The sequence below is a fragment of the Enterococcus hulanensis genome (genome assembly GCF_005405485.1).
Lineage (GTDB): Bacteria > Bacillota > Bacilli > Lactobacillales > Enterococcaceae > Enterococcus_A > Enterococcus_A hulanensis.
On sequence record NZ_BJED01000005.1, the window covers coordinates 75,654 to 88,123 of the forward strand.

13 protein-coding genes are annotated in these 12,470 nt (G+C 42.5%); all 13 read left to right on the forward strand.

Features of this window, described 5'->3' with window-relative positions:
- Positions 1–102: 102 nt before the first annotated feature.
- The 13 genes from FFR60_RS06820 (at position 103) to mtnK (ending at position 12,444) form a co-directional block, all read left to right on the forward strand.
- Positions 103–1,524, forward strand: coding sequence for a PTS galactitol transporter subunit IIC (locus tag FFR60_RS06820; RefSeq protein WP_137663561.1), 1,422 nt, complete (start codon positions 103–105; stop codon positions 1,522–1,524).
- Between the two features lie 21 nt (positions 1,525–1,545).
- Complete coding sequence (locus FFR60_RS06825; RefSeq protein ID WP_137663562.1) at positions 1,546–2,607, forward strand: galactitol-1-phosphate 5-dehydrogenase; 1,062 nt, start codon at positions 1,546–1,548, stop codon at positions 2,605–2,607.
- A gap of 15 nt (positions 2,608–2,622) precedes the next feature.
- Positions 2,623–3,318, forward strand: coding sequence for an L-ribulose-5-phosphate 4-epimerase (locus FFR60_RS06830; protein WP_137663563.1), 696 nt, complete (start codon positions 2,623–2,625; stop codon positions 3,316–3,318).
- Positions 3,319–3,343: 25 nt separating this feature from the next.
- Positions 3,344–3,526, forward strand: coding sequence for a hypothetical protein (locus FFR60_RS06835; protein WP_137663564.1), 183 nt, complete (start codon positions 3,344–3,346; stop codon positions 3,524–3,526).
- 22 nt (positions 3,527–3,548) lie between these two features.
- On the forward strand, positions 3,549–4,394 hold the full coding sequence (rhaD, locus tag FFR60_RS06840; RefSeq protein WP_137663565.1) for a rhamnulose-1-phosphate aldolase: 846 nt from the start codon (positions 3,549–3,551) through the stop codon (positions 4,392–4,394).
- Positions 4,387–5,412: an NAD(P)-dependent oxidoreductase gene (locus FFR60_RS06845; RefSeq protein ID WP_137663566.1), complete on the forward strand. Its 1,026-nt coding sequence runs from the start codon at positions 4,387–4,389 to the stop codon at positions 5,410–5,412. The genes rhaD and FFR60_RS06845 overlap by 8 nt, the downstream gene beginning before the upstream one ends.
- 142 nt (positions 5,413–5,554) lie before the next feature.
- Positions 5,555–6,355: an SDR family oxidoreductase gene (locus tag FFR60_RS06850; RefSeq protein WP_137663567.1), complete on the forward strand. Its 801-nt coding sequence runs from the start codon at positions 5,555–5,557 to the stop codon at positions 6,353–6,355.
- A gap of 21 nt (positions 6,356–6,376) precedes the next feature.
- Complete coding sequence (locus tag FFR60_RS06855; RefSeq protein WP_137663568.1) at positions 6,377–8,221, forward strand: BglG family transcription antiterminator; 1,845 nt, start codon at positions 6,377–6,379, stop codon at positions 8,219–8,221.
- A 54-nt stretch (positions 8,222–8,275) separates the two neighbouring features.
- Complete coding sequence (locus tag FFR60_RS06860; protein WP_137663569.1) at positions 8,276–8,755, forward strand: transcriptional regulator GutM; 480 nt, start codon at positions 8,276–8,278, stop codon at positions 8,753–8,755.
- A 2-nt stretch (positions 8,756–8,757) separates the two neighbouring features.
- The gene (gene srlA / locus FFR60_RS06865; protein ID WP_137663570.1) at positions 8,758–9,318 is read left to right on the forward strand and encodes a PTS glucitol/sorbitol transporter subunit IIC; all 561 of its coding nucleotides are present in this window, start codon (positions 8,758–8,760) and stop codon (positions 9,316–9,318) included.
- Positions 9,319–9,338: 20 nt separating this feature from the next.
- Positions 9,339–10,343 (forward strand): PTS glucitol/sorbitol transporter subunit IIB, encoded by a 1,005-nt coding sequence (gene srlE / locus FFR60_RS06870; protein WP_088934032.1) that lies wholly within the window; start codon positions 9,339–9,341, stop codon positions 10,341–10,343.
- Between the two features lie 21 nt (positions 10,344–10,364).
- The gene (locus FFR60_RS06875; protein WP_088934033.1) at positions 10,365–10,718 is read left to right on the forward strand and encodes a PTS glucitol/sorbitol transporter subunit IIA; all 354 of its coding nucleotides are present in this window, start codon (positions 10,365–10,367) and stop codon (positions 10,716–10,718) included.
- Positions 10,719–11,208: 490 nt separating this feature from the next.
- On the forward strand, positions 11,209–12,444 hold the full coding sequence (gene mtnK, locus FFR60_RS06880) for an S-methyl-5-thioribose kinase (protein WP_137663571.1): 1,236 nt from the start codon (positions 11,209–11,211) through the stop codon (positions 12,442–12,444).
- Positions 12,445–12,470: the final 26 nt, after the last annotated feature.

The window sequence follows — 12,470 nt, forward strand, 5'->3', positions numbered from 1 at the left end:
GTTATCGCTGCGGATGTTTAGCGGAATGATATACGGCTTGAAAATCAGACTTATTTTTCGGTACGAAAAATAAATACATTAAAATGAAAAAGGAGTAATGAAATGTTAGAAACATTAAAGAGCGTTTTTGATACGTTTGGGTCGGCTGTTTTTGTTCCGGTAATGATTTTTGTGGTTGCCAAAGTATTAAAAGTGAAGACTCAAAAGGCATTTTTATCTGGATTATATGCAGGTGTAGGGTTGATGGGCTTCACGTTGATTTTGAACTCATACACCCCGATTATTTCTAAAGTCGTTCAACAGATGGTCGATCAAACTGGAATCAATCTTCCTGCATTTGATGTGGGTTGGCAAGCGACTGCGTTAGTGGCCTATTCGACAGAAGCGGGTATGATCTACTTGGTGATTGCCTTAGTTTTACAAACGGTACTTTTCTTAGTGAAATGGACCAACGTCTTCCAGCCTTCAGATTTATGGAATAACTATTCCTACATGGTTTGGGGTTCGATGGTTTATCTAGCTACGAAAAATATGATCTTAGCAGTTGTCTTGATGTGCTTGTTGAATATGTATAGTTTGTTATTGTCAGAAATGTTGGCTAGAAGATGGTCCAGCTATTATCATTATCCAAATTGTACGATCATTGCGATGCACAATATCGAACCTGGAATCTTTGCCTTATTGATGGACCCGATTTGGAATATGTTCGGCTTACACAAAGTTCGCTTGAATCCGCAAGGCTTACAGAAGAAATTAGGTTTCTTAGGCGAACCGATCTCACTAGGTTTGTTCTTGGGTCTGTTTTTAGGAATTCTAGGAAATATCAGTAATTTAGCTGAATTATCTGCTTGGGGTCAAATTACAGAAGTAGCGATTGCAACGAGTGCGGTAATGGCGATCTTCCCGAAAGTAGCGGGGATTTTCTCACAAGCCTTCAACCCAATCTCACAAGCAGCTAGTAAAAATGTCCGCGGCAACAATGAAGGTCGTGAGTGGTATCTAGGAGTAAACGATGCGACTGGTTATGGTGAACCAGCAACATTGATCTCAGGAATTCTTTTGATTCCGATCATGGTCTTTATCGCAATGATCTTACCTGGCAACCAAACGTTACCGGTTGTTGACTTGTTGGCGATTCCGTACATGGTTCAAGCGTTGGTATGTTTGTCGAATGGGAATATTGCCAAGACATTATTAAATGGTGTGATCTGGTTCAGCTTAGGTCTGTATATGTGTTCATACACTGCACCAATGTTTACAGAAATCGCGCAAACAGTTGGGGTTACTTTACCAGCCGGTGCATTGATGGTGACAAGCTTCAATATTTTAGGAAAACCGATTTTTGGTTTGATCTTCTTGGCCTTTTTAAGTCAAAATCCATTGCTGATCGGTTTGACGATCGTTGCATACTTTGTCGTTTATTTCTTATTCCGCAAAAACAAAGAAGCGTTCTATGGATATGTTGAACGGGCTGCGGCAAAAAACAGCGTTGAGATTCCAGATGGAAAAACCAAGGTAGCTTAATAGAGAAGGATGAAAGAACTCATGACAAAAAAGATGAAAGCAAGTGTATTGATAAAACCTGGTGTATTGGAAGTTCAAGAGGTGGATGTGCCAGATATTGGTGAAGATGAGGTATTAGTAAAAGTCGCTTACGCGGGGATCTGCGGCTCAGATGTGCCCCGCGCAAACTTAGAAGATGGTGCAAGAATGTATCCGCTCATTTTAGGACATGAATTTAGTGGAACGGTTGATCGGGTAGGATCACAGGTCACTAAAGTTCAAGTCGGAGACAAGATCGCTGTTGCACCACTGATCCCGGACCCCAATTCTGAATATACAAAAGAAGGGTCCTATGGTCTCAGTGACAATTATAACATAATCGGTACAGGCAGTAATGGTGCCTTTGCAGAATACGTGAAAGTCCCTGAAGAGCATTGTGTGGTAATGCCGGAAGACTTGGATTTATTGTCCGCGGCTGGGGTAGAGCCGGCGACGATCAGCTGGCATGCAATGCAGCGTGCCAATATGAAGGTCGGCGATACGGTAGCGGTTCTTGGCTGTGGACCGATCGGGCAATTTGCGATCCAGATCGCGAAAATATTCGGAGCTAAAAAAGTGATTGCGGTCGATATTTTTGACGATAAATTGGCATTGGCAAAACAACTCGGCGCAGATGTGACCATCAACAGCAAGGAGCAAGATTTAGAAGAAGCCATCAAGGCAGAAACAGGTCTAGGCGTCCATGTAGTGATTGAAACTGCCGGCAGTAAGTTTACTCAGAAGCAAGCATTGCTGATTACGCGCAAACACGGAACAGTGGTATTGGTAGGAATCTCCCATCAAGATTTGCCATTGTCTGAACATGAGGCAGAACGCATCATGCGTGCCGAGCTGACGATTACAGGCTCATGGAATTCCTATACAGCACCTTATCCTGGACGTGCATGGGAAGCAACACTGGAAGAAATGTCTAAACGTCGGATCAAATTCAAAGAAATGGTGAGTAATGAGATCACGTTAACGGATTTGCCAGAGGTGCTGCCTAAGATGTTTAAACGGGAACTTGCTTATAACAAAATCGTTGTTGCAGTCAATCCAGAGTAAAAGGGGACCGAATCGATGTTAGAACAATTAAAAGAAGAGGTATTTCAAGCAAACTTAGCGTTACCAAAGCAAGGATTAATCAAATATACGTGGGGAAATGTCAGTGCTTATGACCCTGAGACGAAGTATTTCGTTATCAAGCCCAGTGGTGTCAGCTACGAAGAAATGAAAGCTTCAGATATGGTGGTCGTTGATCTAGAAAATAATGTGATCGAAGGAGAATTGAACCCTTCATCCGATACACCGACTCACGCAGTGCTGTACAAAGCATTTCCGGAAATCGGCGGAATCGTCCATACTCATTCGACTTGGGCGGCGGCTTGGGCTCAATCGGGTTTAGATGTTCCGGCAATGGGAACGACCCACGCCGACACATTTTATGGTTCCGTTCCATGCGCACGTTTCCTAACGCAAAATGAGATCGACGAAGGATACGAACACGAAACAGGCAATGTCATTGTCGAAACCTTCAAACAACGTGAAATCAAACCGTTGGAAGTACCTGGTGTGCTGCTTCATGGACATGGACCATTTACTTGGGGCAAGGATGCTCATAGCGCAGTGATGAATGCGGTGGTATTGGAAGAAGTCTGCAAGATGAACTTGCTGACACGTCAATTGAATTCATTTGCAGAAGAGCTGCCGCAACGTGTGCTGGATAAACATTATCTGCGCAAACATGGAGCGAATGCTTATTACGGACAGAAATAGTTATTAATTAGGGAGGAGGATGACGATGATTAGCGATTTGTTTATCTTGATTGGGCTAGCCTTTTTTATCAAAATCTTTTTTGACGGCGCAAAAAAACTAGTGATTGGAGCCAATGGGGATGTCGTAAAAAGTAAGACTTATTGGATTCACGGTGTGTTGGGTGTGGCTTTTATGATCGTGGCTCGACTAATTACAGTCCTCCTCTAATTAAATGACGGAGGATGATGGAATGAAGATTCATGAGATTAGTCAGGCTCCTTTTATCCGAGAAATGTGTGAAGCAACGAGTCAGCTATGGGCCTATGGCTGGGCGGAGCGAAACGGCGGGAATATCAGCTATCGGCTGCCCCAAGAGGAAGTTCAATATTATCTCAATGTCGACCAGATTAAACGGACAGTTGCCTTAGAGTTCACAGTAAAAAATTTAGCGGGGGAAATATTTCTCGTGTCGGGATCAGGCAAGTATTTTAAAAACATTCAAAAAAATCCGGCTGATAGTTTAGCGATCATTCGCATAAACACAGAAGGGGATAAATACGAATTATTGTGGGGATTAGAGAATGGTGATCTGCCAACTAGTGAGTTAGCATCGCATCTTCAATGCCACCAAGTTCGTATCGCACAAGATCCAGAGCATCGAGTAATCTTGCATACCCATGCAACAGCAATATCTGCAATGACGTTTATTCATGAGCTGGATGAGAAGAAATTCACCAAAACGCTATGGCAGATGATCACCGAGTGTTTAGTCGTTTTTCCAGATGGTGTATCAGTCCTTCCTTGGATGGTTGCAGGAACGAGTGAGCTAGGTGCCGCTTCGGCAGAAAAAATGCGTGATTCTCGAATCGTTATTTGGCCGCACCATGGAATTATGGGAGCCGGACAAACGATGGATGATGCTTTTGGTCTAGTTGAAACAGCCGAAAAGGCGGCGCAGATTTACTTGCAAATCTGCTCAACAAGACAAGAAATCAAGCAACAGATTACGGATACTCAGCTTTTAGATCTAGCTGCAAAGTTTCACGTGAAACCGAAACCGGGGATATTAATGGAAGAAGGCTTGAGAAATGACTAATGTGGTCGTGATCGGTGATCCATTTGTTCCAGCGGATAATTTGGCGGCTGCCGCCAAAGGCTTGATGCTTGAATCTCCCCTTAATATTCAGAGGTTTGACTGGCAAGCGGAAAAATCACGGTCAGAATTTCGTGAGGTTATCAAAATCTTGGAGCATGATGGACCGAATGGTTTTGAGCTGTCTTCCGATATATTGGCAGCGGTGTCGACGGCTGAGTATTTGCTGGTTCATTTAGCGCCAGTTTCACAAAACTTACTAGCCCATGCGAAAAAATTAAAGATGATCGGGACCTGTCGAGGCGGGTTAGAGCATATTGATTTAGCGGAAGTGAAGAAATCAAAGGAGCTTTCGGTGATTAATGTCATTCGAAATGCAGAACCAGTCGCGGATTTTACGATGGGTTTGATGTATGCTACGGTGCGCAATATTGCGGCTTCTGCCATTCAAGTGAAGAATGGTGATTGGCCGCAAAACTTTCCCAATGATGCCTATAAAACATCCTTTTCCAATCTAAAGGTCGGCTTGGTAGGATTAGGCCACATTGGAAAAATCGTGGCAAAACGTCTGACTGCTTTAGGCTTAGAAGTCAGCGCATATGACGCTTTTGCCCAGCAAGCAGCGCTGGAGCAAGAAGGCTATCAGATAAAACTAAAAAGCTTGCAGGAGATTTTTAGCGACTCGGATGTGGTATCCTTGCATCTGCGGGTGGTCCCAGAGACAATAAATTTGATTGATCAGTCACTATTGCAATTAATGAAGCCGAGTGCCTACTTGATCAATACTGCTCGACCAGACATTATTAAGCAGGAAGACTTGATTGAGTGTTTAACGAAAAAGAAAATTGCAGGTGCCGGTATCGATGTATTATGGGAAGAACCGATTGCACCAGATGAACCATTGCTGAGATTAGACAATGTGGTAATCACTTCGCATATTGCCGGAGATACGATCGACGCGATCGAGCGCTCCCCGCAATTACTGCAAAAAGAAATGAATAAAGTGCTGCAAAAAGCTTAGGTAGAATCGTCTACCTAAGCTTTTTTGCTCACTTTTCACAAATTAGTGTACTTTTTTTTCTGACTTTTAAAAAAAGAGCGTATTAATCATTTGTCGAAAGCGCTTTATACTGAGCCTGTAATTAAGAGGAGGGAATACAACAATGTCAGATTGGTTAGACGTGGCAGGCAAAAAAGTAATCGTAACAGGTGGATCATCAGGAATCGGAGCAAGTATTATCGATGAATTGCTGGATCAGGGAGTGATCGTGGCGAACTTTGATCTTCAACCTGGAAAGGTAACGCATGAGAATCTTTACTATTTTCAGACAGATATTTCGAATCGGCAGCAGGTAGAAGAAAACGTCGCAAAAGTGGTTGAAGAATTAGGGCAGATCGATGGATTAGTCAACAACGCCGGGATCAATATCCCGCGCTTACTAGTGGATAAGGACAATCCCCATGGACAGTTTGAATTATCAGAAGATGTCTTTGACAAAATGATGGCGATCAATCAAAAAGGTCTATTTTTAATGACACAAGCAGTGGCGCGGGCGATGACGCAAAGACACGAAGGAGTAATCATCAACATGTCTTCGGAAAGCGGTTTGGAAGGATCAGAAGGTCAAAGCCCCTATGCTGCGACCAAAGCCGCCGTCAACAGCTTTACCCGGTCATGGTCTAAAGAGCTGGGAAAACAAGGCATTCGAGTGGTAGGAATAGCGCCGGGAATTATGGAAGAAACAGGGTTGCGAACGGAAGCTTATGAGACAGCACTTGCCTATACACGAGGAATTACCGTTGAAGACCTGCGAAAAAACTATAACAAAACTACGACGATCCCATTGGGGCGGAGCGGCAAGCTCAGTGAAGTCGCTGACCTAGTGTGCTATTATTTATCTGACCGGTCTAGTTACATTACTGGTGTTACGACCAACGTTGCTGGAGGAAAAACACGAGGATAAAAGAAAGGTGGGGGTAATAAAATGGCACTGATCAATCGCTGGTATCAATTATTGCAGCATTTTATTACTCATGATCGCCTGAGTCTGAGTGAGCTGCAAAAAATAACTGGTACAAGCGCACAAACCACCAAAAAAGCGATTCAATTATTGAATGATCAAATGGAACGGGTCGCATTGATCGAGGAGAAAGATAATATTTACTCGCTGAAAGTAATGGATTCTTATCAGTTCTCAGAGATTATGAACGGGAGTTTAAAACAACAAACGGATTTCAATTCAAGTACAAAGCGAATTGCCGTTTTGATTGATTGCTTCATTAATCAAGAGGATTATATCGTGATCGATGATCTGTCGGAGGCATTAGGGGTCAGTCGTTCAACGGTCAATAAGGATTTGCGAAATTTGAAGCAATTAATGTCAAAATATCAAATTTCTTTGATTGGTACACCTAATAAAGGCCTGCGAATAGCTGGAACGGAGTCTCAATTACGCCTGCTTTATTTGCAGCATGCGTATGACTATCTGGAACAGCCAACTTTAAGTGAGGAATTGTTGGAGCGAATTGATGAGATTGCTTTGAGTAAAAAATTGGATTTTCGCACCTTGGGTTTATTACAAAAAACGATTATTTTAACGATTCAGCGAATCCAAGCCGGGAAGCCGTTGGCACAGGCAGTTCCGTATTATGTGAATTATTTTGCCGGCGATCGATTATTAGAAGAATTATTTGTTAGCTTGGCGACCGATTACAGCTTGACGATCAGCAACTTTGATTTTGATTTTCTCTGTTTTCCGTTAAATATTTTCAATAATAATTTAGTTCCCGAGGAGCGGGCGGACAACAAAGAGGTTAAAACCTTGTTTCAATTGATGATGGATCAAATCAATGCTGCGGTGATCATCAATGTAGATCAAGCAGAATTGTTCCAAAATATCCGAGCACATTTTATGTTTCTGATCAATCGAATCATTTTTCAAATTGAGACCTATGATATTTTTCGGGAGGAATTCAAACAAAAGCATGCCTTTGCTCATGAGCTGGCGGAAATAGGGGTCGCGGCATTAGCTGATTATTTACAAAAACCCAATCAGCCGTCGGAGCTTTCGTACCTAGCCATTTATTTTGAATTGGCTTTGAAATCCGACGCGCAGCCAAAGATGAAAGAGATCGCAGTGGTCTGCAATACCGGCAAGGGAACTGCTCTCATGATCAAGCGTCAGCTGGCAACAGTCTTAGGACCAAATATTCGAATTGCGCATTATTCAGAGGAAGAGTATGAAACGAAGGATCTGGATCGCTACTTTGCGGTATTTACGACGATACCTTTGAAGCATACAAAAGCAACGACTGCGGTGATTAAGCTGACGGATCTATTCAATGAAAATTGGCTGTTAAGTGAATGGAAGCGAATCGTCGCTTCAAAGGCGGCAGCGTTTGAACATATTCGGTTTTCTTTCGAGCATTTGGATAAGCAGTTAGGTTATGAGGAAAACTTGGTTGAGCTGTTAGATAAATTACGGGACAAAAATTTGATCGATGATTCTTTTAAGAAGTACATTTTGAAAAAGGCGCAAGAAGAATCAGCAGTGATCGATAATGGCATCGCTTTCCCCCATGGGATCAATCATCAAAGCGAGGAAATTCTTGTAACGATTGGCATTTATCCAGAGGGACGATCCGTAGAAGAGATTGAACTGATTTTTCTGGTGGCTATTCCAGAGAATCTGACGTTAGCGATGGAAGATGAATTATTGAGCTTTTACGATACGATTTTTGTTATCTCTTCTAGTGAGACCTTGCGGGAACAGGTCAAGCGGATAAACACTAAAGAAGAATACCGTCAGTTATTAGTAAAAGGGTTCTAACGAGGCAGGTGTACGAAGAGAAAGCTCTTTGTATCAGAAAGGAATGGGTAGGATATGAATATCTTTGTTTTAGGCGCTATTGCAATTATTGCTTACATTCTCCAAATTTTCTTAGGGATGAAGCAGATCAAAAATTTTAATTCTGTCTATATTCGAATGAAGCGTAAAGGAAAAGTAGCGATCGGCCGTCGCCCGGGAAAAATCGCTTCAGGGACGATCTTGCTATTAGGTGTTGATCATACAGGACTTATCAAAGATGCTGAAATGATGCAAGGGACTTCGATTTTTGCCCGCTTCAAACCACGTCCGCAATTTGTCGGTATTGATATCCATCACCTGACGGAAGCACCGATGCTGATGAAGGAAAATAAACTGACACGACAAGCCGCAGCGAATGCACAAAAAATTTATTTAGAGGTCGAGCAGGGAAATCATCGAGAAGAAGCGCCTGTCTCGCCAATCTTCAATATAGGAAATCAATTGTCCTTAATGAAAGGTACGATTCAAGCTAAATTAACTAAAAGGAGTGTTTAAAAATGGATTATATTACAAAATTTGCGGAAGGCTTTATGAGCCTATTCCAAACGGGTGCTGAAACATTTATTAGTTGGATGACGGGGATTGTTCCAGTTGTTTTGATGCTGATGGTAGCCATGAATACATTGATTGCATTTTTAGGAGAAGAACGCGTAACGAAAGTCGCGAAAGTATCGTCTAAAAATCCTTTTACCCGCTATCTGGTATTGCCGTTCGTTTCTGCTTTTATGCTGGGAAATCCAATGTCATTTACGATGGCCCGCTTTTTACCTGAGTTTTATAAGCCAAGCTATTATGCAGCGAATGCGCAATTCTGTCATACGAGTAATGGCGTTTTCCCTCACATCAATCCCGGGGAGTTGTTTGTTTGGATGGGGATTGCCCAAGGGATCACGCAGCTGGGCTTGAATTCGATGGAGCTGGCGATTCGTTATATGTTTGTTGGTTTAGTCATGAACTTTATTGGCGGCTGGACGACGGATTTCACGACAGCGTTTGTTTGTAAACAACAAGGAATCCAGTTAAGCAAAACAGTCGATGATGTCGCAGTGACAGAATAAGGGAAACAGGAGGAAGAAAAATGGCTTATAATAGTATTAAGATTGTAAAAGGTTCTGGCGGCTATGGCGGACCTTTAGTAATTACACCAACAGAAGAGAAACATAAATTTGTCTATGTGACTGGCGGCGGAGACAAACCCAGTATCGTTAATAAAATTGAAGAGCTGACAGGGATGGAATCGGTCAACGGCTTTAAGACGTCGATTCCAGACAATGAAATCGCTCTTGCGATCATTGATTGCGGCGGGACATTACGCTGCGGAATCTATCCTAAAAAGAATATCCCGACAGTAAACATTGTACCGACTGGAAAAAGCGGTCCCTTAGCACAATACATTAATGAAGAAATCTACGTGTCCGCGGTTGGTGAAAATCAAATCATGCTGGCAGATGAATCTGAAGCGGCAGGCAAACCAGCCTTCATTACTGAAGAAAAACCAGAGCGTGAGTTTAAATATTCGACCGATAAGAAAATCACTGAACAAAAAGCGGAGCAAAAAAGTTTTATCGCAAAAATCGGAATGGGTGCTGGTAAAGTCGTAGCGACATTTAATCAATCAGCCCGCGAAGGTGTACAAACAATGATCAATACGGTCATTCCTTTTATGGCCTTTGTATCCTTATTAATCGGAATCATTCAAGGATCAGGGATCGGGACTGTGTTTGCAAACCTGATGAAGCCGTTGGCTGGAAATGTTTTTGGTCTAATCATCATCGGCTTTATCTGCTCGCTGCCATTCTTGTCTCCATTATTAGGACCTGGTGCAGTTATCAGTCAGATTTTGGGAACCTTGATCGGGGTAGAAATCGGTAAAGGGAATATCCCGCCGCAACTAGCTTTACCAGCGTTATTTGCTATCAATACCCAAAATGCCTGCGACTTTATTCCGGTTGGACTGGGATTGGAAGAAGCAGAAGCGGAAACAGTGGAAGTTGGAGTGCCGTCAGTCTTATATTCACGTTTCTTAAATGGTGTTCCACGGGTAGTCGTTGCTTGGTTAGCGAGCTTCGGATTATACAGTTAAAAAGGTTTGGAGAGATGAAAGATGATTTTTGAGACGCAAGTTACCAACATTGGCCCAGAAGCCGAGATGTTTCAGCAAGAAAAGATGTTGATTTTTTTCGGCGATGATGCACCAGAGACCTTAGCGGATTATTGCTATAACATCCAATTGACACCGTCCACCGACGAGATCACAACAGGAATGATTTTTTCCTTCGATGATCAAGCGTATAAAATCACGGCAGTAGGCGATGTGGTGAAGAAGAACCTCGACGATTTAGGACATATCACCCTGCGCTTCGATGGTTCAGAAACGGCAGAGCTTCCAGGTACGCTTTATGTGGAAGACAAGGAAATGCCGACGATCACAGTTGGAACAAAGATTGCGATTAGTTAAGAACATTCATCTAAGAGTTGCATTTAACTAGTTTAAATGTACACTTTTAGGTGAGTGTTTTTTTGACTATAAAGTAAGTATAAAATTTTCAGATGAATAAATCGCTTTGTAGCGGGTATCTCCATGTCTGGCTTCACGAACTAGCTTTATCGGCAATAAGCAAAAACATTTCGAAATTTGAGAAGCAATTTAGAAATATTTTGGTCTTATTGCTCAAAAGCTGAGCGAGTTCGCGAAGCCTTTCTTATCAGTCAAACTTTTCGCAGTTTAATGCTGGGGAGGTTCGGTCGGAGAGTTTAAGTATAAAACTGTTCGAGTTGTTTAATTTGATGATAGGCGTGACGAGAATCAGAAGCATTTTTCGTGTTTTTAGAAAAATGACACCATTAAAGTGAGTTAGCTGTGACTTTTACTTTGTGCTTTTAGCGTAATCGGATGTGAAAGATTTTTTTATTTGTGGGCTGGGAATTTAAACGAATGAGGCGATAATATGAAAATGACACCGAGGGAATCGGCGGCGTATCAAGAGCATTTTCTAATGGATACGCAAAGGATCAAACAATATGTTATGGAAAAATTGGGCGTTTTTCCAACTGATGCACCCTTGACCGTCACGGAAATTGGTGACGGCAATATTAATTATGTTTTTCGTGTGGTGAATGAAGCTACGCAAGAAAGCTTGATCATTAAGCAGGCGGACGTGTTGCTGCGTTCATCTGGACGGCCATTGGCGATCGATCGAAATCGAATCGAGGCCGAGATTTTACGTTTGCAAAATGATTTGGCTCCGCAGTTTGTACCAGAGGTTTATTATTATGATCAAAAGATGCACGCGTTGACGATGGAAGATGTTTCCGATTATCAAAACATGCGCTATGAGTTGATCGATAAGAAAGTATTTCCTAATTTCAGCGAGGAGATTGCCGAATACCTATCGCGTACACTGCTTTTAACGAGTGATCTGGTTTTGGATCGCGGGGTGAAAAAGCAGCGGGTCAAAGAGTTTATCAACCCGGAAATGTGCGATATCAGCGAGGATTTAGTATTTACAGAGCCCTATGACGATTATAAGCAGCGGAATATTTTGACTCCGGGAAATGAACGTTTCGTCAGGGAAAACTTATACGAAAATGAGCCGCTGCAAGCAGAAGTCGCGCTGCTGCGTAATAATTTCATGAACAACGCTCAATCGTTGCTGCATGGGGACCTTCATACGGGTTCGGTTTTTATCAATCCATCCGGCTTGAAGGTGATCGATCCTGAGTTTGCCTTTTATGGACCGGCGGGGTATGACATAGGGAATGTCCTGGCGCATCTTTATTTTCCAATGGTCAAAAATCTATTTGATCCAAGCTGTGATCCTGCTTTTCATCAATGGATTAAAGAAACGATTGCGGCAGTTTATGATCAAGTTCAAGCGAAATTATCTATGTGTTACGATGAGGCTGTGACTTTTTCGTTGTATCGCAATCATGCGTTTAAGGATACGATGCTGCAGGGGATCATGGCAGATGCGGCAGGGTATGCCGGCACGGAGATCATCCGCAGAGTCGTAGGGGATTCAAAGGTGAAGGAATTATCTTTGATCGCCCTAGAGAAAAAAATCGCAGCAGAACAAATGCTGATAACACAAGGAATTCAATTAATTATCAATCGCCGTCACATTACGAGCGGCGGTCAGCTAGTCGATGGCATCAATGCACTAGACGAAAGCTTTGCTTTTTGAAAAAAATGAAGTAGAAGGTGAGTCAA